Source organism: Pseudoalteromonas sp. APC 3358 (assembly GCF_030408075.1).
Taxonomy (GTDB): Bacteria; Pseudomonadota; Gammaproteobacteria; order Enterobacterales; family Alteromonadaceae; genus Pseudoalteromonas; species Pseudoalteromonas arctica.
Genome location: NZ_JASDCE010000007.1, coordinates 163,072 through 185,595 on the forward strand (window position 1 = coordinate 163,072; position 22,524 = coordinate 185,595).

Consider the following 22,524-nt stretch of genomic DNA (forward strand, 5'->3'; position numbering starts at 1 on the left):
AAGAAATAATTTAAAAATCTGATACTTGGCTATATTTACAGCAATATGTATTTAACCATTAACTCGCGGTTAAGCTTTAAGCCCGTTGACTAAATAATCGAGCAATACCCGTACATTAGTAGCCACAAACTGCCTTGGCGGATACACGCCCCATACCCCTTCTTGCTGTGGTTGATAGGGTGTTAAAATAGGCACCAATTGCCCCGAGTTAATTTCGTTTTCAATGTAGTAGTCTGGGAGCTGTACAATACCGAGCCCCTTTTTTGCGCCATCCACCAGCGCCCAACCACTATTACACTGTAGCCGCCCCGCTATTTTAATGTGTTTATCGCGCCCATTTTCGTTTACGCGCCAGTAGCTACTATTCCCAATTAAACATTCATGGCTGTTTAGCTCGCCTAAAGTATGCGGCTCACCAAATCGCGTTAAATACTGTGGTGCCGCGCACATAATAAAACGCCGCGCACTTAACCTACGCGCTTTTAAGCTCGAATCTTTTAAATGCCCTAACCTTATGGCTAAATCAAATCCGCCCTCTAATAAATTTTCTTGCTCATTACTTAATGTGGCAACAACTTCGACCTCGGGATGATCCTTCATAAAGTTATGCACTATAGGCATAATGAACGTTTCCCCATACATAACAGGGGCTGTGAGCTTAATTTTACCCTTTGGTGTAGTTTGGTGCGTGGCAAGACCTTGAGTTGCCTCATCCATAGCATGTTGTAAGTGCTTTATTTGATGTAAATACACTTCGCCTTCTTTAGTTAAAACCACTTTACGAGTAGTACGGGTTAAAAGCTGGGTATTTAAACGTTGCTCAAGCGCTGTAACATGGCGGCTAATATGCGCAACCGAAAGTCCAAGCGTTTTTGCAGCCGCAGTAAAGCTGCCCTCCTCCCCAACAGCTATAAACTCATCTATTCCATTCCAACGCGCCATTATTACCATACTGTAAAAGTGTTTTAATAAAATTGAGATTATCATTATTTGAGAAACAAATACAATAAGCACATCACCCAAGCAAATTGGGTCTACAATTATTTTTTAATAGCCAGTTAAAGGAAATAAAACACATGTCTGAATTTATTAAATCAAAAGCTGCCATTGCTTGGGGTCCTAATCAACCACTTAGTGTTGAAGAAGTTGATGTGATGATGCCTAAAAAAGGTGAAGTCATGGTAAAAATTACCGCTACAGGTGTGTGTCATACCGATGCATTTACATTATCAGGCCAAGATCCTGAAGGCATATTTCCTGCTATTTTAGGTCACGAAGGCGCTGGTGTTGTCTATGCTGTTGGCGAAGGCGTAACGAGTGTTGAAGTTGGGGATCATGTTATTCCTTTATACACTGCAGAATGTGGCGTATGTAAAATGTGTACTTCAGGTAAAACTAACCTGTGTTCAGCCGTGCGCGAAACACAAGGTAAAGGCCTAATGCCAGACGGCACTACACGATTTTTTAAAGACGGCCAACCAATTTATCACTACATGGGTACATCAACGTTCTCTGAGTACACTGTATTGCCAGAAATCTCACTCGCTAAAGTAAATAAAGAAGCATCACTAGAAGAGATTTGCTTACTAGGCTGTGGTGTAACAACAGGCATGGGCGCAGTTACCAACACTGCTAAAGTAAAGCCTGGCGACACTGTTGCTATATTCGGCTTAGGCGGTATTGGTTTGTCTGCGATTATTGGCGCAAAAATGGCCGGTGCTGGTCGTATTATTGGTGTTGATATAAACACCACTAAATTCGATTTAGCTACAAAACTAGGTGCAACTGATTTAATTAACCCAAAAGATTTCGACAAGCCAATTCAAGAGGTTATTGTTGAAATGACAGACGGCGGCGTTGACTACTCGTTTGAATGTATCGGTAATGTTGACGTTATGCGCTCAGCACTTGAGTGTTGCCATAAAGGTTGGGGAGAATCGGTAATTATTGGTGTGGCGGGTGCTGGCCAAGAAATATCAACCCGTCCGTTTCAACTGGTAACTGGCCGTGTATGGCGTGGTAGCGCATTTGGTGGTGTTAAGGGCCGTTCACAACTTCCTGAAATTGTTGAGCGTTACATGGCGGGTGAATTTGCTCTTAGCGACTTTATTACTCATACAATGGGCCTTGAAGATATTAATGAAGCGTTTGACTTAATGCACGAAGGCAAAAGTATTCGTACAGTCATTCATTACTAATAAACTGCATTCGTAAAATAGCTTATTAATAAGCCGTAATACTTTTAAGTTTACGGCTTTTAAGGATTAAGTATGTTAGAAAATATCTCAAGTGTAAAAGTGTCTGGCGGTTGGCATAAACAATATAATCACAGCTCGCAAAGTACACATAGCACTATGCGCTTTGCCGTATTTTTACCACCTGGCGCAAGTGAGACAAACAAAGTACCGGTACTTTATTGGCTATCAGGTTTAACCTGTACAGACGAAAATTTTATGCAAAAAGCCGGCGCATTTAAAAAAGCAGCTGAGCTGGGTATTGCTATTGTAGCGCCTGACACTAGCCCGCGCGGCGAAAACGTCCCCAATGAAGACAGCTACGACTTTGCACAAGGCGCAGGCTTTTACGTAAATGCCACGCAAGCTCCTTACAACACTCATTTTAATATGTACGATTATGTTGTTAGTGAGTTACCAGCACTTATTGAACAACATTTTCCGATAACAAGCACAAAAGCAATTAGTGGTCACTCTATGGGCGGGCACGGTGCATTAATGGTTGCACTTAAAAACCCGACTTCGTTTGTAAGTGCCTCGGCTTTTAGCCCTATTGTAAATCCAATTGAATGCCCTTGGGGTGTAAAAGCATTTTCTGGCTATTTAGGAAATGATAAGGCGCTTTGGGCACAATATGATAGCTGCGAGTTGATGAAAAACGCAGAGCAAGCTCATTACTTACCTATGTTAGTGAGTCAAGGTGATGCTGATGGCTTTTTACAAGAGCAACTTAAGCCAGAAAACTTAGTCGCTATTGCTGATAAAAAAGGCTACCCGCTTACACTTGAAATGCAAGCAGGCTACGATCATAGCTACTTTTTTATAAGCAGCTTTATTGACCAACACTTATTATTTCATCATCAGTTTTTAACTGCATAGGCTCATTAGTGTGTAGGGATGACTTTTCTAACTCTACACACTCTTTCAATACTTTACTCACTTGCCTGCATACTTGTACCGTATTGTTATTGCCCTTACCTTTAATAAATTCAACTATAGCCATATCGGCTTCAACACCGAGTTTAGTAAAGCTAAGCCCCTCTTTATCTTTTACAACAGGCCCCGCATTTACTGGGCCAGGTTGAGAGCGCGCTGCCCCATCTAAAATTATACCCGCAGCAGCGCAACCAATTAATACATTTGAAAATAGAATAATCAATAAAGTACGCATTATTAACCCCACCAATATAATTACCTAAATTATATACAATTTAAAAATAGCATTGTAAAAAAATGTAAGCCTTAGTGCTTAAATTCACGTATGAACTCTTTAATAAAACCAATTAATTGCAATATAAATATAATTAAAAAAGGAAGCGCTCCAATAATAGCAACGCTTCTGTTTAATGGTTCATTGTTTTGTACTAACAAAACAAAAGCGCATAAACCTAGTGCAAACGACCAAGCATACAAGCTCCATGTTTGAGCTTTACTTGCACCACTTAATTGGCGAATAACCAAAACAGCAGAGTCTGCTGATGTGGCTACAAAAATGAGTAGAAGCAATAAACTTGACCAAATTAATAGACCGCCTTGCCAGCCTAATTGCTCGAAAAATACAAACAGCCCTTGCGTATAATCGGCTTTAATAGCCTCTAAAATGCCTGCATTGTGAGTTTGATCCCACGCAATTGCAGAGCCCGAAAACACACTAAACCATATAATAGTCACAAAGGTTGGTACAAATACGACACCTAATATGTATTGCCAAACCGGCCGTCCTTGGCTAATTTTTGCCAAAAACACACCAACAAACGGACCCCAAGCTAACCACCAAAAATAGTAATTGTATGTCCAACCTGTTGCCCATGCTGGGTCATTAAGTACGCTTTCAAACTGCCATGTACCTGTGGTTATGAGCTGAATGTAATCCCATGTACCGCCTATTGCTATATCTATAATTGGCTGTATAGGCACAAAAATTAATAGCCATGCTATAAGTGCAAATGCTAAAAACACATTAAATTTACTAAGAGTTTGAATTCCTTTTTTAAGCCCCAACTTTGCAGAAATAGTATAAAGCAGCGCAATTAAAAAAATAATAATAAACCCCGAAAATAAAGCAGACTCAACCCCTAGCTCAAGCTCGAGCCCTTTACGCAGTAATAAAGTTGAATTAGCAATTGTGCCCACGACACCAAAAAATATTGCAAGTATGGCAATTAATTTAATGCTAAAGCTCAACTGTAACTGCCAAGCCCGATTAATAACGCCTTTAGTTGCACTGATCACAGGAGCACTAATATCGCCCGCTGTACCACTATTGCGAGTAAGCCCACCTAATACCAAGCCAAATACTGCATAGAGCGCCCATGCATGCGCGCCCCAATTAACTAGTGTAAGTGCCAAACCACTTGTTTGGTGGTTGGGATACAAGCTTTGCTTTAAAGGCGAGTTAACTGTGTGTAGTGCAGGCTCTGCTACTCCCCAAAATATAAGTCCTGAGCCCATTCCTGCTGCAAACAACATAGAAAGCCAACCAAAGGTACTAAACTCAACAAGTGCTTGCGTTCCTCCTATTTTTCGTTGCCCTAATGGGCTTATAGCAATAGCTATCACAGAAAAAAGTAACAAGTTTACCAATATAAAAAATGGCGACCCTAAATAACCTAAAATTTTATTAATAGCGGGTTGTAAGTGCTCTGTGAGTAATTCAGGAAATAAAAAAGCAATAACAGATAACCCAACGCAAAATAGTAAGGCTGTTTTTTCAAGCTTAGTGGGTGTGCTTAATGTTTTATTTAAAGGCAAGAGATTCATATAGGTGTCTTTTAGTCTGGATAAAAGAATACGGGGCTTTAAAACTCAGATCAAATTAACTATTGCGTAAAATAGTAATAAAAACATGTAAAAGTTTCCTCAATAATTCTTGTTAAATACAGGCATTAACAATAACTCATTGATTAATAGTCATTTATGCCATGGCTTGCTGTTTGCTTATTATTAACAAAGTTAACCAGCACAGGCTCAATAATGGAAATTGATTTACAGTGGAATGAAATCATCGATAACTTAATACACTTAGGTATTGCATACCTACTTGCACTACCCATGGCTTACGACAGAGAGCGTAGTAATGATGGCGCAGGCCTTCGTACCTTTCCTCTTGTTGCTGTTGCATCGTGTGGGTATGCATTAATTGCTATGTCGGTTTTAGATGGCGCAGAAGCTCAATCAAAAATGTTGCAAGGCATCATTACTGGTATTGGTTTTATTGGCGGTGGCGCAATTTTGAAAAATAACAAATCAACCTCCGGCACAGCAACCGCAGCCAGTATTTGGAATATGGGCTTAATTGGTATAGCCGTAGCCTACAGCCGTTACGAAATAGCCATTTTACTTGCCATTATTAATTTTATAACGCTTAGGTATGTAAAAAAGTTTAAGTAACGGTTTTTTAATAAGTATTGCAGCAAAATTCCAATGCATTATTTGAATAGCCAAAACTTATTAATGCAATAACTCCCCCATAATTTATATGTGGGGAGTTACAATTTTTATAAAAAGCTTTCACCGCTTTGCTTAAGTGTAATTGTTTGTGCTTGAGCGCTTTTTATTAATAATCCACAACGCAAATCATTTTTCGAAATAACAATTTTATCAATTGTATTAGTGTCATAGTCAACGACTTTGTTTTCGCATCTAAGTTGCACTTTGCTCAGTGGTAATTCTGATTCTAATTTAACTTCAGACTTCGACATCATAGGCATTACAGCTTGTTCTGAAGCTAAACTAAATTGTTGCTTAATATCTCCCGAGTTTTTATAAATATCGTTCACTTGAGTTAACAACTGTTCCTTGTTTTGCTCTGTAAAGGTTATGGATTCAATATTGCCTAGTGCATCTATTGCATCATAAGCACGTACATAATCTTGTTTTGATATAAACCACTGTAAAGCGTTTTTAATCACACGTTTTTGAATTTGATCCGGTAGATTATCTCTAAATAAAAACGCTTCGTAGATATGCTGATCAAAGCTCTTCCAATCTTGCACAAAATAACTGTGCTGGCTTTTAAGCCATGCAAGCAAAACAATCTCAACCGTATTTTTTGTATGTTCATTTTCTAATTCATCGATACGGCTTTTAGCTTCATCGTATTTCTTTTCGTCGATTAATTTACTAGCTTGCTCATAATCATTAAAAAAGCCGCGAGACGCTTTATCGTTTGAAAAATTAATATGCAAATTTTGCGAACTTACAGTAATGGTTTTTGCTACAGGGATAGTCTCACCATTTAATTTTGCACTTTTGTAGTTGAGCTTAGACACGTAATCCATTACTTCTCTTTGGTACTTTTTTTGCCCAACCGTAGCTACAATTTCTATATCACTAACCTGCCCGCTTTTATCAACCACGTAACTGCTCAAATTAATCCCCTCTAACCTCGAAGCGCGCGAAGAAGTATTAGTGAGCTGATCGTAGTTTTTATTAATCACTTCTGCAGGAACAAAGTCATCTGCAAAAACAGAGAGTTGAGTAAAAGTACAAGTTAAAGAAAGCGCTAATATGAGTTTTTTCATCAGTTTTATCCATCCTAGATAGTGTTTATATAATAGAAACAAACGATCAACATAAAAGCAAGTGTAAATACAAAAAATTAGTTCATTTAATGAGCTTCACTTAGAAAAAACTTAATAGATAAATATATTTGAGGCATTAAAAAAGGCGCTTAAAAAGCGCCTTGCTAACAAGTATGTGTGCTTAAAACATATCTTGATAGGAATTTGTTGTGCTAAACGTAATTGCTTTTTCAAAGCCAGGTAACTGAATACTTTGCTCGTCTATTACAATGTCGTTGTCGTCAATAAGTCCGTCGCCAAAGCGGTAAATAAGCTCATATTGGCCTAAATCAGCTTGAGCTTGATACGTTTGTTGCGCGGCTTTAATTGCCACGTTTTTCTGCGCGTAACTACTCATAACTTCATCGCCATGGCGCTTAGCGAGCATTTGCATTGTTACTTTTGGTGAAAGTACGGTAGCTGTTGCATTGTTACCGCCAAAGCCTTTTGAATTTATAAAAGCAATATCCATATCGGCGCATTCGTAATGGCTATTACGAATATCAAGATGATCGGTGTAAACATCATCAGCCACTTTATCAATTGTGGTAATACCCGGCATAATATTATGGCTAAATACACCTAAAGCTATCGCTAATTGATCGCCACTTGCAGGAGCTATAGTATGACCAACATAGGCTTTTGGCGCTGTCACTTTCCAATTATCAATAGCGAACGTTTGTGCCACTTTGTGATATATCAACGACTCTGTTACGCGGTTTAACGGTGTACTTGAGCCATGCGCTAAAATAAAGCTACGTTCTTGCAAGGCTTTTTTGCCTAAAAGGCTCGTTGCTAAAGCAGCCGATTTAGCCATGGTAATATAGTTACCAGGACCAGGTGACGTGATTGATTTTTTTATGCCATCTGCATTTACAAATACATCCGGTACGCAGCCCATAATGTCGGCGCCTAGTTCAAGGGCTAAAGCATCGTCCATTAAAATAGCAACTTGTGCGCCTTCACCTAATGTAAAGCCGCAGTTGTCGCCAAATGGGCGGCTACTTTTGCGATAATCTGGTTCTTCATCACTTGATAAGTTATCTAAACGGCGCAAACCTTCTACATTAGCAAGTGCGCTCATGTTACCAAAGCCTTCAATCACTTCTGGTGTAATAGCACACTCAACACTTGCGACAACCGCAACGCGTGTACGCCCTGCCTGTATGTCGTTAACCGCTGCACGTAAGTTGTATAAAAACGTAGCACAGGCCCCCGAGGTCGAAAACGTAGTCCCTACATTGCCCGTAACATACGCGTTAATAAAGTCGGTCGACATTGTATTTAAACCCAGTGCTAACTGCTTAGTACTAACACGGTCGCCTTGTTGGCGCGCCTTTACTAAACCGCCTAGGCCTTTGTCGTCCATTTGGCCAATTACCGATGCTGAATAGGTACCAATTTTATCTGGCTCTACGCTATTCATAATATGCTGCCAATCAAGCCCTGTTGATTTAATAGCATCGGTAGCTGCAAAAATAGTAGCTTGCAGACCACGAGGCTGATAGCGGCTGTTATACATAACAGACGGATCAAACCCAGTCGGAAATTGCCCTGCAGATTTAATCGGGTTATCACGTGTTGAGTCATGCTTAACATCTAAGTCGGCTGCAATAGTTACTTTTACTTTTTTGCCTTCAAGTTCTTCAACTTGCCAGCTAGCTGGAACAGGTGTAGGTAAGTCGCGAGCGCGCGTTTCAAACACAATTGCGTTATCGCTTGATGCGTTTAGCGTCATTTTTTGCTGCCACGGTGTGGCATCGGCATCAAAGTGTTCTTTTTCAATTTTACGAATAAGCGTACCAGCAATAATTTGCTCACCAAAGCGTGCTTCTATGTCGCTTTGCTCAACATTATTACCTTGTGCATCTTGTAATTGGCCGTTTACAACGCTTACTAGATTCATCAGTGTGGCGAGGCCTAAGAATGTTTCACTGCGATCTTGAGCATTTAAACTATCTAACACGATACGGCGATAACCTTGATGAAAAGAAGTACGGCCAGCGGCGTTAATGCCACCCATGCCTACTATAACGGGTAATGCAGTCATAATTTACCTTTAAAAACGTGTTATTAGAAGAAGAGGCAGTTTAAATGGATTATGCACTATGCATTGTGCTTTAATAGCCAAATATTCAGCACAAAAGGCCAAAAGGCACTGGTCGGAGCATTTATATGACTGAAAAAAACACTAATCCACCACTAAACATTGCTATAGCGGTATATCCGCATTTATTAGTGACTAGTTTAACGCTGCCTATTGAGATGTTAAGAGCCGGCGAGGCCTTTGCTAAAGGCCATATTGATAAGCAAAGTTTTAGACCGCTTGCTATAAATTTAGTGGCTAAAAGTACTGAATCTATAGCTACTCGCGCTGGCCTCGCAATAATTCCTGATTGCATAACAACTAATGCGCCCTATAGTGATTTAATAATAGTGCCCGGAATTTGGCGAAACCCGCGCCCTGTAGTGCGTACAAATCAAGACGTAGTTGATTGGCTAAGCGAGAGCTTTAGCGCAGGCAGCCATATAATTGGTGTAGGCACTGGCAACTGCTTACTAGCTGAGGCTGGCTTACTTGATGGGCACCCTGCTACCACCCATTGGCACTACGCCAATCAATTTAGCCACGACTACCCGTTAGTGCGTTTAAAACCCGACTTTTTTATAACCCAGTCAGAACGCATGTACACCGTAGCAAGCCTTAATGCCCTTGCAGATGTGATCGTACATATTATTAGTCAGTACTATGGAAAAGCCGCCGCTCAACATGTAGAGCGAAACTTTTCGCACGAAATACGTAAACCCTACGAAGATCAACGCTACTTAGAAGGTGCAGTTGACCGTCACCCCGACGAGCTAATTGCGCAAATTCAGTTTTGGCTAAAAACAAATTTAGCCACCGAGTTAAACCTGCAAGAAGTCGCTGCCCAATTTAGCTTGAGCTACCGTACTTTTACCCGCCGTTTTAGAGCGGCAACGAACCAAAGCCCTATTGAGTATTGGCAACAATTACGCGTAGAAGGTGCGAAGGAGTTATTAGCATCATCAAATTTATCAATTCAAGAAGTGGCTTTAGAAGTGGGATATAACGACCAAGGTCATTTAACACGCGTGTTTAAAAAAGTATTAAGCCAAACACCTAGTGGTTATAGAAAAGTAGTTAGACGAAAGTTATTTGGATAACCAGCGACGACACTCTAAATTGGCATTTTTTTATACATAAATTATACTCTTATCAATAATATAATTTACGCCATACCAAGGTAACTGCATGAGAGATAAACTTAGTAAGCACCTTTTTGATCCACAAAGCGATGCTTCTATTGAATCAAAGTTATTAAAGTTACTTTCACTTGTACGAAAACATTTGAGTATGGAAGTCGCGTTTATTTCAGAATTCACCAATACTGATCGCGTTTTTAAAGTGCTAGATAACCAAACTACAAATACCTGCGTATCAGAAGGTAATTCAGATCCAATTTGCGAAACTTACTGTAAAAAATATCCGATAACGAGCTAGAACAAATAATCCCTAATACTCTTGAGCATCCAATAACCCGCAACATGCCAGTGACAGAAAAGCTAAATATTGGCTCTTATATTGGTGTACCCATTATCTTATCCACCGGGAAATTTATGGAACTTTTTGCTGTTATAAAACCGTATTAGACAATACCTTGAACGACAGAGATTTGTCATTTCTTAGGCTGATTTCTGAAATAGCTACTGAGTTAATCGAAAAAAAAGTTCAATCTGACATTTTAAATAATGAGTCAAAGTCGCTTATTGAAAATATTATAAAAACAAACGATATTACGATTTATTTTCAGCCCATATTTAATTTATCAACCAATCAACTTTCGGGTTATGAGTCTCTGTCACGCTTTTTTATTGAACCCTATAAAACACCTGATATTTGGTTTAAAGATGCTGAAAAACTGGGTTTAGGAGAAGCATTAGAAATACTTGCTATACAAAATACATTACATTGCTTAGATCAATTTGATGAAAAAGCTTATATCACTATAAATACTTCACCTCAGCATATTTTATCAGGCTCAATAGACAAAGTATTACAAAGCATTGATTGTAATAGAATAATTTTAGAAGTGACTGAACATTCACCTATTTTAGACTACCAAGCTATGAGAACCGCACTTCGACCATTAAGAAACCGGGGTTTAAAGCTAGCTATCGATGATGTAGGTGCTGGATTTTCATCTTTTCAGCATATTTTAGAATTAGAGGCAGATATCATTAAGTTAGACATAAGCCTCACTCAAAATATAAACACAGACCGTAGAAAGTTTTTATTAGCTAAAGCACTATGCGGATTTGTTAAAGCTATTAATTGCTCAATTGTAGCTGAGGGTATAGAAAATCAAGATGAATTAAACACACTCAGAAAACTAGGCGTTGATAACGTACAAGGCTATTTTATTGGGCGCCCAGCTCCTATTGAAGATGCCATCCAATATCAAACAATTACGCTCTAATTAAAAAACGCCACTTTTAGTGGCGTTCTGTGTCGTTAAATTCCTTTCGATAATAGCGCTTTTGATAGTTTTTTACTTTAGTGTGTACGCCTTTGCTTAAGCTTTTAAATTTAGCCTCAAGTACGTCAACACCGTATAAAATACCGACCACCAGCACCGAGAGTTTTATTGCAGCGCCAAGGTTTTCGGTCGCTATCATAACGCCTATTGATGCAAGCACCCAAATGGTTGCAGCTGATGTAACGCCAACTACCGCACCATCTTTTGCGAGCATAACGCCTGCCCCTAAAAAGCCAATACCTGTAATTATTTGCCCCACTACACGAGAATGATCTATTACATCCCCTTGTAAATTAAACGCAGTGGATAAAAACAAATACGTACCCAAAGTTATTAACGCAGAGGTACGAATACCTACAGGTTTGCCGCGCAACTGGCGCTCTATACCAATAATGGCACCGCAAAAAGCCGCAGTACCAATAGCTGCCCACGAATACGGGGCTACATCAATTAAATCTAAAAAAGTCACTGTTAACCTTATATTTTATTAGCTATAGCCACCGCCGTTCTTAAACGTTGGCTACCAAACGCTGACATTTTACTAAAATCACTTCGTGCAATAGGTACATACTGGCAATCTATTGCGAGCTGTTTATCGTTACCGGGCTCACAAAACGGATCGTGAACATACACGCAATGCTCATCAAGGTGCGTAACACACACCCAATGTGGTGATTTTTTACCATCAAAACTATATGTGCTAATTAATAACAGCACACTAAAGCCTTTACTTAACCACTGCTCAATATGCTCAAGCTCTACATCTTTATGTGTAAGCGGTATATTTGCTTGTGCAATACCATCTACAAATTGTTGATGCACGGTGGCAAGTACCACTTTTTTGTTCTCGTTGCGTACGCCATCTAAAAACAAAGGCTCGGTGGTATTAACCATTACTTCGCTTTTAAAACCACGCTTATTAGCGGCAAGTGCCAAACCAAATGGATGGCACCCTCCATGACCCGATGTCATAAAAATGGTGGTACCTTCACGCCAAAGTGCCAGCTCATGTGATTGGCTAAGCTCAGTAGTAGGCTCAAGTGCGCCCATTGCCATTAATAGTGCAGCAGGTCCGCACGTAAACTCGGTAGTTTGCTGATACCACGGCGTTAAACGCGCCACTTTTAACTCACTCGTTTGTCGAATGTTTTTTTGCATTCGTAGTGCGTCACTGTGGTCGTCGTAATAATCGCTATATTGACCAAATACTCTGTAGCCTAAGCTTTTATAAAGCCCAATCGCACCTTCGTTATTTACAGCCACTTCTAAACGAAGGTAAATACGAGCCCGCTCACACGTTTCTTTTTCTAGGCTAGTAAGCAGTGCTTTTGCAATCCCCTTACCTTGCATTGTGGGTTTTACAGCAAGCGAATATAAACGCGCTAAACGCGTGCCTTTATGGCACCACACTAGCCCATATCCACATACTTGCTCGCCATTTTCTGCAACGAGCAAAATACCGTGTTTTGCACTAAGCCAGCGCTTTAGACTACGCGGGCTTAATTTATCGTTATTAAAGCAGGCGTTTTCAACGTCAATCAGTGCGTTCAAATCACTGCTAAGCGCCTTTCGAATAACAAGGTTGCTCATGTTATTACCCACGGCCTCGTGCTTCTAAGCGTTGTTTAAACTCATCCATAATGATCATGTATAACTCATCGCCTAAATAGCCGTCTTCTACTTTGTGATCAATACTTGGGTTGTCGTTTACTTCAAGCACGTATGCTTTGCCTTGATGCTCTTTAACATCTACGCCATATAAACCCCTACCCACTGTTTTACATGCTTTTAATGCTGCATCTAATACCGCTTTTGGTAACTCAAAGGTTGGTAGAGTTTCAAAGCCGCCAGAGAAAAACCGTTTCGCGTCGTGGTTATAAATTTGCCAATGGTTACGCGCCATTAAATAGCGGCATGCATAAATTGCACGGCCATTTAACACACCCACTCGCCAATCGTATTCGGTATACATGTACTCTTGTGCAAGCACTAATGCGCTATATTCAAACAGCTCTGTAAGCTTAGCGGCAAGCTCATCACGGTTTGAAACTTTAAACACACCTTTTGAGAACGACCCTTCAGGCATTTTTAAAACAAGCGGATACGTAAACGCTTCTTCTAATTGCTCAAGCGTTTCATTTGCTTGATCAGCCACTACAACCGTTTTTAAACTTGGCACTTTTTGATAATTAAAAGCATCGTGTAAATACACTTTATTACAACAACGTAAAATAGACTCAGCATCGTCAATAACCACTAAACCCAGGCTTTGCGCTTTGCTTGCAAGGCGGTACGTTGGATGGTCAATCGCTGTAGTTTGGCGAATAAATAACGCATCAAACTGGGCAATGTTATCAATTTCGTCAAAGCTTAATGCTTGTGCATTAATACCATGTTTAGCCGCTGCTTTAATAAAACGTGCAATGGCGTCTTTATCACTCGGTGGTACTTTTTCGTTATGATCAACAAGTATTGCCATGTCCCATCTAAAACGACGTTGTACCGAACTAATACGCCACTGCGTTTTAGTAAAGTTATCTAGCTTGGCTACAAATTCGCTGTACTGTTGCTCGCTTAAAGACGACATCGAGCCTTGTTGTAATAAGCCTTGCTCATCAACAAATAAAATAGGCGCTGGGTATTGTTTAAATACCGACTTTGCCGCTTTTGATTGTAAATCATTTTGGGCATTGCCAAAGTAAAGTGTGCCATCTATTTGGCCCACATTTAACATAGGTGCTTGGCCACTACGAAGAGCATTAATGGTTTTTACACTGGGTAAAACTTGGTGCTTGCGTGCCTCTGCAAGTAACGAGCAATAGTAACCTTTGCTCAAGTATTGGCTTGAGTCGCACAGATTAATAATGCGTGTTTTTGGTTCGTTATGTTTTGGGTAATCACGTAAGTAGGTATTAAACGTAATTACATTTTCGAACGATTGAGCAAGCGTTTGCTCGTTGTTATCAACCACAATTAAGGTTTTAAACACGACTTTTCCTAGTTAAGTCAAAATATAAAAAGCATGCTTAGTAAAATACTAAGCATTATAAATAGAAACACCCATCGTACTAAGTGGGCATTGCGCGAATCACTTAATATGATGGGTGCTTTAACAGGTACCTACTGTACGAGTTAGCGCTTAAATTGCTTAAGCGACATGTGCTTTATATGCCCTTTTTTAAAAACGCACAAACGAGATATTTTTAGCGTGAAGATAAAAAATATTGATTAACTAATAACGCAGATTAAAATACGCAAAACAATACCTTATGAGAGTTAAAAATGTCGCTGCCTGCTTGCCCAAAATGCCAATGTGAATATGTTTACGAGGACCAACAACTGCTTGTTTGCCCCGAGTGCGCCCATGAGTGGAACCCTAATAATACAAGCGATGAACACGCAATTTTAGTTAAAGATGCCAATGGCACTTTGCTAAATGATGGTGACAAAGTGACAGTAGCCAAAGATTTAAAAATTAAAGGCAGCTCGCAAGTAATTAAAATTGGCACCAAAGCGGTAGTTAGAAGAGTGCTTGATAAAAAAGATCACGAACTTGATTGTAAAGTAGATGGCATTGGCGAAATGATGGTAACAGCGAAATTTGTGAAAAAAGCTACCTAAAATTGGATATTTAAAATATAGGATGTTAGATGAAAAATCATAAAAATAAATTCACCCAAGCCTTATGGTCTGTTATTGAAGCCTATTATTAGTGCGTGTAATAGATTTTGTTTAACTGCTATTAGTTGTGTATATCTAAAGGTCCACCTACATTTAATAGGGCGAATTATCGCTTAGGTATATTTAAGCATTTAACCTCCTCACCTTAATGAGGAGGTATCTCTTGAACGATCAGTTTACATTTCAGTTAAAGTGCTTTTTAAGCTTTGATTACCCAGTAAAGAAATCAAATACGTTACCAAGTGTTGATGATGAACCTTTATAAAATTCAGTAAAACTACATCGGCTGCATGTCACAGCGGTGTACTTTTTATTTTGAACATCAAAAATTCTTGACCAAAAGCCACCCGAAACTCTTATTTCACCGGTATCAAATTCGTTATTATTACACTTAGAGCAAGACCAATTGTTATGTCTCATATTTCAACCTCCATATTATTTATGTACGGTATATTAAACACTTAAGGAACGTGTGTAGCAATTTTTTTAATAAACAAACTATAATTTAGTTCTTATATTGGTTAAGTTGGAATTTTGATAGGTGTTTGGATGGCTTTTTAATAATTGCTTTTTATAATAATTAGTATGGGGGTCATACTAATTTCACTCAGGGATTACCTACTTGTTAGCTGTATATTGCGTTAGCAACAAAAATTTTCGTAAGTCTCGTTCTTGTCTCATTACGTGCAAAATATATACTTTATCGTTATCTTTTTTGTAAAATATACGACAAGGATTCACGACCAGTTCAAGATAATTTAGGTTAGCTAACTCAATTGGTTTTTTACCTGATTCAGGAAAGAGTTCGAGACGCTCAACTTTTTCAAATATTTTGGAAACCAATTTTTTCGCTGACTGCAAATTGCTTAATGCGATATATTCAGCGATATCGTTAAGATCATCCAAAGCTGGATTAGTCCAAATTATTTCAGCCATTTATTCATTTTATCTTTAGCTTCAACATTCGACATGGTTTCACCACGACTTATTGCCTGCTCTCCTTTTGCAAGAGACTCAAGAATTTGCATACGCTTTTGCATAAATTCATAATCATCAACATCTACTAAGTATGCAGATGGTTGTCCATGTTCAGTTATCAACACAGGTTCTTTAGAGGAATGAAGTTCAGATAATATCTTCGTTGCTTGACGCTTCAATGTTGTTACTAGTTCTACTCTCATAATAATCCCCAAACAAATGTATCACTATAGTAGCACCGAGTAGCCAACTTGGGAAATACAACTAACGAGGCTGTATAACCACTAAAATCAATTAAAAAGGGAGCACCTAACGTCAACCCTGCTCATTTTTAAACTATTAGGTACTTCTCATTATATGCCTTTGCACAAATTGAAATACACACCAAGTTACGCTATAAAAGCATAGCTGTAGGTTGGATAAATGGCGGAGCCATGCCATCCGACAATTAATTTATGAATATAAATAAGCGATTATTACGTTGGCATAGCTTTGTCAGCAAACGCTTCTCTTAAAAACCAAAGCTTTATAAGATCTCTACCACCACGTATTCGTGGGCTTTACCTGCAATTGTTAACGTAATTTCATCATCAATCTGTTTATTTAATAACTGCTTACCCATTGGTGCGCCGAGTGTTACTACAGCAATTGCGTGCTGTTTAACGTTTACTGTTAACCCACCAGCTGCGGGGCCTAAATAAAACCATTTTTGGGCTGCGTTATCATCTTCTAGACACACCAGCGAACCGATAGCTATTTTGTCGGTTGGTTTTTCATTAAAGGCAGGTTCGAACAATTCTATGCTTTTATAGCAATCGTTTACGCGCTGAGCTTGGCCTTGTGCTAAATAAGCGGCTTCGAGCCCTAGAGTATCGTATTTATTTTCGGCTATGTTTTCTTCATGTGTGGCGGTGTCGTGCGCAGTTTTTGCCGCTACTTTTGCTGTTGTAAGCTGCGCTTCTAGCGCAAAGCGAAGATGTTCGATAACGTGGGTTTTATTCATGGGGATTAGTACAATACAGGCTGTAAAAATAAGGCAGCTAGTTTAACATTTTTGCGGGGCTTAAAACCATTGTTTTAAACCCCGCAAGCTTGGTGGGAATACTAGCCGGGCTTAAATTTGCATTAAACTAACAAAGAGCCATTGATTGGTTGGTACGGCTCTTTGCTTGTATTTTATTTAAAAGCCTTATGGCATATCTAATAATGTTTGCGTGTGGGCATCAACTTTAACTTCGTAGTTTTTAGCGCTTAAGCCCAATAACTCTGGCAAGGTTGCCGCTATACAAATAGACGAGAACGTACCCACTACAATGCCGGTAAATAATGCAATAGCAAAGCCTTGCAGTGGTGCGCCTGCAAGTAGCCAAACGCTCGCAACCGTTGCAAGTGTGGTACCCGACGTTATTAAGGTGCGCGTTAGTGTGCTTTTAATCGCATTATTAATAATAGTCGCTGGGCTAAGTACATTATTTGATTGAACACGTAAAAGCTCGCGTACTCTATCCCCTACTATTATTGAGTCGTTAAGTGAGTAACCAATAATAGCCAGTAAACTTGCCAGCACGGTCAGGTTAAACTCAATTTGTAATAGTGAAAATAACCCAAGTACGAGTATTAAATCGTGCACTAGCGCAACCACAGAGCCGAGTGCTAAGCGCCATTCAAAACGCACTGCAAGGTAAATCATTACCGCAATCATTGCAGCAAACATTGCTAAACAGCCTTGATCAAATAACTCATCGCCCACTTGTGAGCCAATATAAGCTGACGATAATACCTGTGCGTTTATATCATCGTCTTGTGTAACAGCGCTTTGCCAATCAAGGCTATTAGCTGTTGTTGATGCACTTGGCGCTTCTCTTAATTGAAAATGACTATTACCTTGCGCGGTTAGCTCAAACTCACCGTTGTGATTTTTAGCAATAAACGATTGAAGCTCTTTTAGTTCAACACTTTGGCTGGTTGTAAACTCAGTTAAATAACCGCCGGTAAAATCTAGGCCAAAATTTAGACCTTTTTGCGTAAGCGTAAATACGGATAGCAGCACTAAAATGGCACTTAAAAGCATACCCATAAAGCGTAAACGTGTGCCCTTTTCACCTTTCAAAAAATAATTAAGCATGTGCTTTTACTCCTGCTTTTTTACCCATTTTTAAATACAACGTTTGGCTTAATATTTTTGATACGTACACACCTGTAAATACAGACGTTAAAAGCCCCAGTGCGAGTGTAATAGCAAAACCTTTAACGGGCCCGTAGCCTATGCCATATAAGATAAGTGCGGTGATCATGGTGGTTATATTGGCATCAAGTATTGTATTTGCGGCTTGTTTATAACCCTCTTGAATAGCTTGATATGGTGCACGGCCTTGGCGACGTTCTTCTTTAATGCGTTCAAATATTATTACGTTAGTGTCTACCGCCATACCTATGGTTAGCACCAAGCCTGCAATACCCGGAAGCGTTAACACAACCCCTGGTAATAATGACATTAAGCCCACAAGCGACGTTAAATTTAATATAAGTGCTACGTTTGCAATAAGGCCTAAACGGCGATACCAAAGCGCCATAAATGCAAGCGTAATACCCATGCCTAACATAAGCGCGGCTAAGCCATTACTAATATTTTCGCTGCCGAGGCTTGGCCCTATTGTTTGTTCGTGCACAATTGTAACGGGCGCTGTAAGCGAGCCTGCACGTAGTAATAATGCCAGATCGGCTGCCGCTTGTTGGCTTTTCATATTGGTAATACTAAAACGCGAACTTAAATGCTGAGCAATATTGGCAACGTTAATAACTTCGCTTTTTTTAACTACTTCGCCTTTAGCGTTTTGAGAATACTCAGAGTAGACCGTCGCCATTGGCTTACCAATATTGGCTTTTGAAAACGCCGACATTGCATCCCCACCTTGGCCGTCTAGGCTCAGTTGTACAAGTGGTTTACCCCAATCGTCGCGGCCTATGTTTGCATTATTAATATGGTCCCCTGTAAAAATTGGCACAGGATCGAGCTTTATCGTTCCGCCCGATTGCATATTAAATGTTTGCCCGCCTATTTCTTTTAATTGATAAAAACCAAGCGATGCGGTTGCACCAATAATACGTTTTGCTTCGGTTGGATCTTGCACGCCTGGTAGCTCTATACGAATGCGGTGCTTTCCTTGGCGCTGTGTTACCGCTTCGGTAATGCCTAACTCTTCAATACGTGAACGAAGGGTTGTGAGTGTTTGCCCCATTACTTCTTTATCAAAGCTGCTGCGGCCTTGCTCCGAATAACTAAATTTGGCAGTTTTAACGCTGCCGTTATTGCTTGTTACAACGGCTAAATTAGCAAATCGGCTTTGTAGCTCTTCAATAACTGGGGTTAACTTGTCGGTTGCATTAGGCAATGCGTTTATTTCAAACCCTTGCTGAGTTTGCTGCGCTTTTACGCCATGTGCTTTTTGCTTAATGATGATTGATTTAGCTTGTTGATACGCACTGACTAATTGCTCATCAACGGCTTTATCTAAATCTACGTCTAGTACAAATAGCACACCGCCATTTAAATCAAGGCCCAGCTTTATTGGTGATAAACCAAAATCTTGTAACCATGTTGGGCTGGTTGCATGCTCAACAATTTTAACTTGCGTGTTTGGATATTGCGCTTTTATAGCCGCTTGCGCCTGAGCGCTTTTAGTTGGCTCGTTTAAAAGTATATTAATAGTGGATTGCTTATCTAAACCCTGCTCAACCTCTAGCCCTTGTTTATTTAAAAAAGTAACTAGCGTTTTAGTGCTCGGTAAAGATTGCGTTTCGCTGTGCGGCGTACTACTTACGTGCAACCACGATTTATTTGGATATAGGTTTGGTAATGCGCTGATAGCTAATAAAACCAATACAATTAGCATGGCGATATAGCTTAATTTGAACTTAGCCGTAGACGGCTTTTTATCTTTTTTAAAACTTAACATGTTGAATCCTTATTGCCAGCAAAGCTAGCAACGTACTTTTTAAAAGCACAATTAATCTGCAGGCTAAAACTTTAAAAGTTAAAACCTAATAAAATTAAATAAGGAAAATTAAGCGTGGTAGGTAGTTACAGCTTTGTAGAGTAAGTTAACGTCTTTCCAGCCACTCAAACGCGACTTTTTACTATTAGTTACAAACGTATACCAAGGTTGTATAGGGTTAACAGCGCGTGGTTTTAAAAATATATGCCTAACAAGATTTTGAGCAAAAAATTCAAAAACCACATCGTATTCTGGCTCACTTTGAACAGTGTGCAAAAACAATGATGAATTATTGGCAGTTAACCTTGGTTGGTGCGCGTCAAAATCGGTTTGATGCGTTTTTTTATGTTGCGAAGTATCTACAGACTTACTAATAGGCTGTATTTTAGTTAAATCGCCAATATCAGTAAGCGAAACCTGCGTACTAATATTGATATTTAAATTTTGTGAGGCGCCCATAGCATTGCTCTGCACACTAAAAAGTGCAGCAAGTAGCAAAAAGGCAGTTAAAAACACTCTAAATTTAAACATTCACGTTTTAAAACTAAAATAAGGGATGCGTAGTATATAAGGGCTAGTATTTGAAATACAATAGCCCTTAGCTATTTACTATCTAATTTAATTTTACTGAGACTTTTAATGCGCCCCAGACAAAGCAGTGAAAAACGACCAGACGCCATGAATTTACGCCAAAGTGTAAAAACACTGTGGCCCTACCTTACAAAATTTAAAGGCCGTGTTTTTATTGCACTTATGGCGCTTATAGGCGCAAAAGCTGCCACGCTTTTAATGCCTTGGGCGCTTAAAGAAATAATAGACTCTGTAGATAAGTCAATTAACCCACTGTTAGTTATTCCTGCTTTATTGTTATTGATGTACGGCGCGCTGCGTTTTGCTAGCGTATTTTTAGGTGAAATAAGAGATGCTGTATTTTCTCGCGTTACCGAACACGCCATGCGCGATATTGGTTTAAAAGTATTTAAGCATTTGCACTCACTTGAGCTGGCTTTTCATTTAGATAGGCAAACCGGTGGCATTAGCCGCGATATAGAACGCGGTACGAGCGGGTTAAGCTTTTTAATGCGCTTTTTAATGTTTAATATTGTGCCGACTTTGTTTGAAATACTGACCGTTGCGATTATTTTTGGCACGTTGTTTTCTGTTTGGTTTGCGCTTATTACATTACTGGCAGTCGCTATTTATATTACCTTTACTGTGGTGGTTACCCAGTGGAGAAACCGCTTTATTAGAGAAGCAAATGCTGCCGACAATCAAAGTAATACCCGCGCAATAGACAGCTTGCTTAATTATGAAACTGTAAAGTATTTTAATAACGAACAGTTTGAAGCAAAAACGTACGACACCTTTTTAGCAAACTGGGAAAAAGCCCGTTTAAAAAATAGAATGTCGTTGCTCGCTCTTAACTCAGGCCAAGCACTTATTATCGCTTGTGCTATTACCGCTTTAATGTGGTTGGGCTCAACCGAGGTAGTTGCAGGTACACTCTCTATTGGTGAACTTGTGATGATTAACGCGTATATGATTCAGCTATTTTTACCACTTAACTTTTTAGGTTTTGTGTACCGCGAAATAAGACGCGCCCTAACCGACCTTGAAAACATGCTTGGGCTACTTAACAAAAAACCACAAATAACCGATGCACTTAATGCTAAAGAGCTCAATATTAGCCAAGGTGAAATAACATTTAATAATGTAAATTTTAGTTACGATACCCATCGCCCTATTCTTAATAACCTTAGCTTTAGCGTTAAAGCAGGCAGCAAAGTAGCCATTGTTGGTGCCAGTGGTGCTGGTAAAAGCTCATTAGCACGACTGCTTTATCGTTTTTATGATGTAAGCGCTGGTGAAATTAGTATTGATAATCAAGCTATAAACTCAGTAACACTTAATAGTTTACGAAAAGCCATTGCAATAGTCCCGCAAGATACTGTGCTGTTTAACACCACCATTCGTGAAAATATCGCTTACGGTAGACCATCAGCAAGCGATGCTGAAATTGACGAAGCCATCGCTATGGCGCATTTAAAAGACTTTATAGCAACACTTGATAAAGGCGATAAAACGCTGGTTGGCGAGCGCGGTTTAAAAGTATCCGGCGGCGAAAAACAGCGTATTGCTATTGCGCGCGCCATTTTGAAAAAATCCCCTATTTTAATTTTTGATGAAGCAACATCTGCACTCGATTCTCATTCTGAGCAAGCAATACTCGCAGCAATGCGTGAAGTTGCCAGTAACCATACGAGCGTTGTTATTGCTCATCGCCTTTCTACTATTACCGATGCAGACACTATTATTGTGCTCAAAGCCGGAAAAATTATTGAGCAAGGTAAACACGATGAGTTACTTACATTCGCCGGAGAATATGCCCGTATGTGGGAGCTTCAGCATAAAAAATAAATAGTGTGTAACCCCTCTTAGCTCGGATACTTTCAAGTATTCGAGCTAAATAAAGCTTTTATAGCACCTATTAGCCTTTTTCTTTTCCTCTATATTA

23 protein-coding genes are annotated in these 22,524 nt (G+C 39.4%); 8 read left to right on the forward strand and 15 right to left on the reverse strand.

Annotated elements, in window-relative coordinates; all coding sequences use genetic code 11:
* Positions 1-69: 69 nt before the first annotated feature.
* Positions 70-942 carry a LysR family transcriptional regulator gene (locus tag QL995_RS12680; RefSeq protein WP_197192344.1) on the reverse strand — a complete coding sequence of 291 codons (873 nt, stop codon included), beginning with the start codon at positions 940-942 and terminating at the stop codon, positions 70-72.
* Between the two features lie 134 nt (positions 943-1,076).
* On the opposite strand from QL995_RS12680, the gene QL995_RS12685 reads away from it, so the two are divergent.
* On the forward strand, positions 1,077-2,198 hold the full coding sequence (locus QL995_RS12685) for an S-(hydroxymethyl)glutathione dehydrogenase/class III alcohol dehydrogenase (RefSeq protein WP_007375333.1): 1,122 nt from the start codon (positions 1,077-1,079) through the stop codon (positions 2,196-2,198).
* 72 nt (positions 2,199-2,270) lie between these two features.
* A complete protein-coding gene (gene fghA / locus QL995_RS12690; protein WP_165726904.1) occupies positions 2,271-3,113 on the forward strand; it encodes an S-formylglutathione hydrolase in 843 nt (280 codons plus the stop codon).
* Here the strand turns inward: fghA and QL995_RS12695 are convergent.
* Both QL995_RS12695 and QL995_RS12700 read right to left on the reverse strand, forming a co-directional pair.
* On the reverse strand, positions 3,067-3,405 hold the full coding sequence (locus QL995_RS12695; RefSeq protein WP_290294307.1) for a hypothetical protein: 339 nt from the start codon (positions 3,403-3,405) through the stop codon (positions 3,067-3,069). The genes fghA and QL995_RS12695 overlap by 47 nt on opposite strands.
* Positions 3,406-3,476: 71 nt before the next feature.
* The gene (locus QL995_RS12700) at positions 3,477-4,994 is read right to left on the reverse strand and encodes a BCCT family transporter (protein WP_290294308.1); all 1,518 of its coding nucleotides are present in this window, start codon (positions 4,992-4,994) and stop codon (positions 3,477-3,479) included.
* Between the two features lie 213 nt (positions 4,995-5,207).
* On the opposite strand from QL995_RS12700, the gene QL995_RS12705 reads away from it, so the two are divergent.
* A complete protein-coding gene (locus QL995_RS12705; protein WP_024590122.1) occupies positions 5,208-5,624 on the forward strand; it encodes an MgtC/SapB family protein in 417 nt (138 codons plus the stop codon).
* Between the two features lie 107 nt (positions 5,625-5,731).
* Here QL995_RS12705 and QL995_RS12710 read toward each other — a convergent pair whose 3' ends face one another.
* The gene (locus QL995_RS12710; protein ID WP_024607092.1) at positions 5,732-6,757 is read right to left on the reverse strand and encodes an energy transducer TonB; all 1,026 of its coding nucleotides are present in this window, start codon (positions 6,755-6,757) and stop codon (positions 5,732-5,734) included.
* 181 nt (positions 6,758-6,938) lie between these two features.
* Positions 6,939-8,846 carry a beta-ketoacyl synthase gene (locus tag QL995_RS12715; RefSeq protein ID WP_290294309.1) on the reverse strand — a complete coding sequence of 636 codons (1,908 nt, stop codon included), beginning with the start codon at positions 8,844-8,846 and terminating at the stop codon, positions 6,939-6,941.
* Positions 8,847-8,971: 125 nt separating this feature from the next.
* On the opposite strand from QL995_RS12715, the gene QL995_RS12720 reads away from it, so the two are divergent.
* The 3 genes from QL995_RS12720 to QL995_RS12730 all read left to right on the forward strand — a co-directional run bounded on the left by QL995_RS12720 (position 8,972) and on the right by QL995_RS12730 (position 11,295).
* On the forward strand, positions 8,972-9,982 hold the full coding sequence (locus QL995_RS12720) for a helix-turn-helix domain-containing protein (RefSeq protein ID WP_290294310.1): 1,011 nt from the start codon (positions 8,972-8,974) through the stop codon (positions 9,980-9,982).
* Positions 9,983-10,070: 88 nt separating this feature from the next.
* On the forward strand, positions 10,071-10,319 hold the full coding sequence (locus QL995_RS12725; RefSeq protein WP_290294311.1) for a hypothetical protein: 249 nt from the start codon (positions 10,071-10,073) through the stop codon (positions 10,317-10,319).
* Between the two features lie 157 nt (positions 10,320-10,476).
* A complete protein-coding gene (locus QL995_RS12730) occupies positions 10,477-11,295 on the forward strand; it encodes an EAL domain-containing protein (protein WP_290294312.1) in 819 nt (272 codons plus the stop codon).
* Positions 11,296-11,311: 16 nt separating this feature from the next.
* Here the strand turns inward: QL995_RS12730 and QL995_RS12735 are convergent, their stop codons facing one another.
* The 3 genes from QL995_RS12735 to QL995_RS12745 are packed head-to-tail and all read right to left on the reverse strand — an operon-like array spanning position 11,312 to position 14,344.
* A complete protein-coding gene (locus QL995_RS12735; RefSeq protein WP_007582656.1) occupies positions 11,312-11,824 on the reverse strand; it encodes an MgtC/SapB family protein in 513 nt (170 codons plus the stop codon).
* An 8-nt stretch (positions 11,825-11,832) separates the two neighbouring features.
* Positions 11,833-12,945 (reverse strand): GNAT family N-acetyltransferase/peptidase C39 family protein, encoded by a 1,113-nt coding sequence (locus tag QL995_RS12740; protein WP_290294313.1) that lies wholly within the window; start codon positions 12,943-12,945, stop codon positions 11,833-11,835.
* Between the two features lie 4 nt (positions 12,946-12,949).
* The gene (locus QL995_RS12745) at positions 12,950-14,344 is read right to left on the reverse strand and encodes a RimK family protein (protein WP_169060176.1); all 1,395 of its coding nucleotides are present in this window, start codon (positions 14,342-14,344) and stop codon (positions 12,950-12,952) included.
* A 293-nt stretch (positions 14,345-14,637) separates the two neighbouring features.
* Here QL995_RS12745 and QL995_RS12750 point away from each other — a divergent pair, with 293 nt between their 5' ends.
* Positions 14,638-14,976 (forward strand): zinc ribbon domain-containing protein YjdM, encoded by a 339-nt coding sequence (locus QL995_RS12750; RefSeq protein WP_101217298.1) that lies wholly within the window; start codon positions 14,638-14,640, stop codon positions 14,974-14,976.
* A gap of 270 nt (positions 14,977-15,246) precedes the next feature.
* On the opposite strand, the gene QL995_RS12755 is transcribed toward QL995_RS12750, so the two are convergent.
* From QL995_RS12755 to QL995_RS12785, 7 genes are all read right to left on the reverse strand, one after another.
* The gene (locus QL995_RS12755) at positions 15,247-15,456 is read right to left on the reverse strand and encodes a zinc ribbon domain-containing protein (RefSeq protein WP_007582647.1); all 210 of its coding nucleotides are present in this window, start codon (positions 15,454-15,456) and stop codon (positions 15,247-15,249) included.
* A 198-nt stretch (positions 15,457-15,654) separates the two neighbouring features.
* Complete coding sequence (locus QL995_RS12760; protein WP_024592928.1) at positions 15,655-15,972, reverse strand: type II toxin-antitoxin system RelE/ParE family toxin; 318 nt, start codon at positions 15,970-15,972, stop codon at positions 15,655-15,657.
* Positions 15,960-16,217: a type II toxin-antitoxin system Phd/YefM family antitoxin gene (locus QL995_RS12765; RefSeq protein ID WP_010555056.1), complete on the reverse strand. Its 258-nt coding sequence runs from the start codon at positions 16,215-16,217 to the stop codon at positions 15,960-15,962. The genes QL995_RS12760 and QL995_RS12765 overlap by 13 nt, the downstream gene beginning before the upstream one ends.
* Before the next feature lie 323 nt (positions 16,218-16,540).
* Positions 16,541-17,017, reverse strand: a complete 477-nt coding sequence (locus QL995_RS12770; RefSeq protein ID WP_101217297.1) for a GreA/GreB family elongation factor — start codon at positions 17,015-17,017, stop codon at positions 16,541-16,543.
* Between the two features lie 186 nt (positions 17,018-17,203).
* Positions 17,204-18,139: a protein translocase subunit SecF gene (gene secF, locus QL995_RS12775; RefSeq protein WP_290294315.1), complete on the reverse strand. Its 936-nt coding sequence runs from the start codon at positions 18,137-18,139 to the stop codon at positions 17,204-17,206.
* On the reverse strand, positions 18,132-19,970 hold the full coding sequence (gene secD, locus QL995_RS12780) for a protein translocase subunit SecD (protein WP_290294316.1): 1,839 nt from the start codon (positions 19,968-19,970) through the stop codon (positions 18,132-18,134). The genes secF and secD overlap by 8 nt, the downstream gene beginning before the upstream one ends.
* 108 nt (positions 19,971-20,078) lie before the next feature.
* Complete coding sequence (locus tag QL995_RS12785) at positions 20,079-20,540, reverse strand: hypothetical protein (protein ID WP_197151363.1); 462 nt, start codon at positions 20,538-20,540, stop codon at positions 20,079-20,081.
* 108 nt (positions 20,541-20,648) lie between these two features.
* Between QL995_RS12785 and QL995_RS12790 the strand changes: the two genes are divergently transcribed.
* A complete protein-coding gene (locus tag QL995_RS12790) occupies positions 20,649-22,427 on the forward strand; it encodes an ABC transporter ATP-binding protein/permease (RefSeq protein ID WP_290294317.1) in 1,779 nt (592 codons plus the stop codon).
* Positions 22,428-22,524: the final 97 nt, after the last annotated feature.

Coding starts and splice junctions, on each gene's coding strand:
- QL995_RS12680 (WP_197192344.1), bottom strand. CDS start 942: ATGGCGCGTTGGAATGGAATAGATGAGTTTATAGCTGTTGGGGAGGAG.
- QL995_RS12685 (WP_007375333.1), top strand. CDS start 1,077: ATGTCTGAATTTATTAAATCAAAAGCTGCCATTGCTTGGGGTCCTAAT.
- fghA (WP_165726904.1), top strand. CDS start 2,271: ATGTTAGAAAATATCTCAAGTGTAAAAGTGTCTGGCGGTTGGCATAAA.
- QL995_RS12695 (WP_290294307.1), bottom strand. CDS start 3,405: ATGCGTACTTTATTGATTATTCTATTTTCAAATGTATTAATTGGTTGC.
- QL995_RS12700 (WP_290294308.1), bottom strand. CDS start 4,994: ATGAATCTCTTGCCTTTAAATAAAACATTAAGCACACCCACTAAGCTT.
- QL995_RS12705 (WP_024590122.1), top strand. CDS start 5,208: ATGGAAATTGATTTACAGTGGAATGAAATCATCGATAACTTAATACAC.
- QL995_RS12710 (WP_024607092.1), bottom strand. CDS start 6,757: ATGAAAAAACTCATATTAGCGCTTTCTTTAACTTGTACTTTTACTCAA.
- QL995_RS12715 (WP_290294309.1), bottom strand. CDS start 8,846: ATGACTGCATTACCCGTTATAGTAGGCATGGGTGGCATTAACGCCGCT.
- QL995_RS12720 (WP_290294310.1), top strand. CDS start 8,972: ATGACTGAAAAAAACACTAATCCACCACTAAACATTGCTATAGCGGTA.
- QL995_RS12725 (WP_290294311.1), top strand. CDS start 10,071: ATGAGAGATAAACTTAGTAAGCACCTTTTTGATCCACAAAGCGATGCT.
- QL995_RS12740 (WP_290294313.1), bottom strand. CDS start 12,945: ATGAGCAACCTTGTTATTCGAAAGGCGCTTAGCAGTGATTTGAACGCA.
- QL995_RS12750 (WP_101217298.1), top strand. CDS start 14,638: ATGTCGCTGCCTGCTTGCCCAAAATGCCAATGTGAATATGTTTACGAG.
- QL995_RS12755 (WP_007582647.1), bottom strand. CDS start 15,456: ATGAGACATAACAATTGGTCTTGCTCTAAGTGTAATAATAACGAATTT.
- QL995_RS12760 (WP_024592928.1), bottom strand. CDS start 15,972: ATGGCTGAAATAATTTGGACTAATCCAGCTTTGGATGATCTTAACGAT.
- QL995_RS12765 (WP_010555056.1), bottom strand. CDS start 16,217: ATGAGAGTAGAACTAGTAACAACATTGAAGCGTCAAGCAACGAAGATA.
- QL995_RS12770 (WP_101217297.1), bottom strand. CDS start 17,017: ATGAATAAAACCCACGTTATCGAACATCTTCGCTTTGCGCTAGAAGCG.
- secF (WP_290294315.1), bottom strand. CDS start 18,139: ATGCTTAATTATTTTTTGAAAGGTGAAAAGGGCACACGTTTACGCTTT.
- secD (WP_290294316.1), bottom strand. CDS start 19,970: ATGTTAAGTTTTAAAAAAGATAAAAAGCCGTCTACGGCTAAGTTCAAA.
- QL995_RS12785 (WP_197151363.1), bottom strand. CDS start 20,540: ATGTTTAAATTTAGAGTGTTTTTAACTGCCTTTTTGCTACTTGCTGCA.
- QL995_RS12790 (WP_290294317.1), top strand. CDS start 20,649: ATGCGCCCCAGACAAAGCAGTGAAAAACGACCAGACGCCATGAATTTA.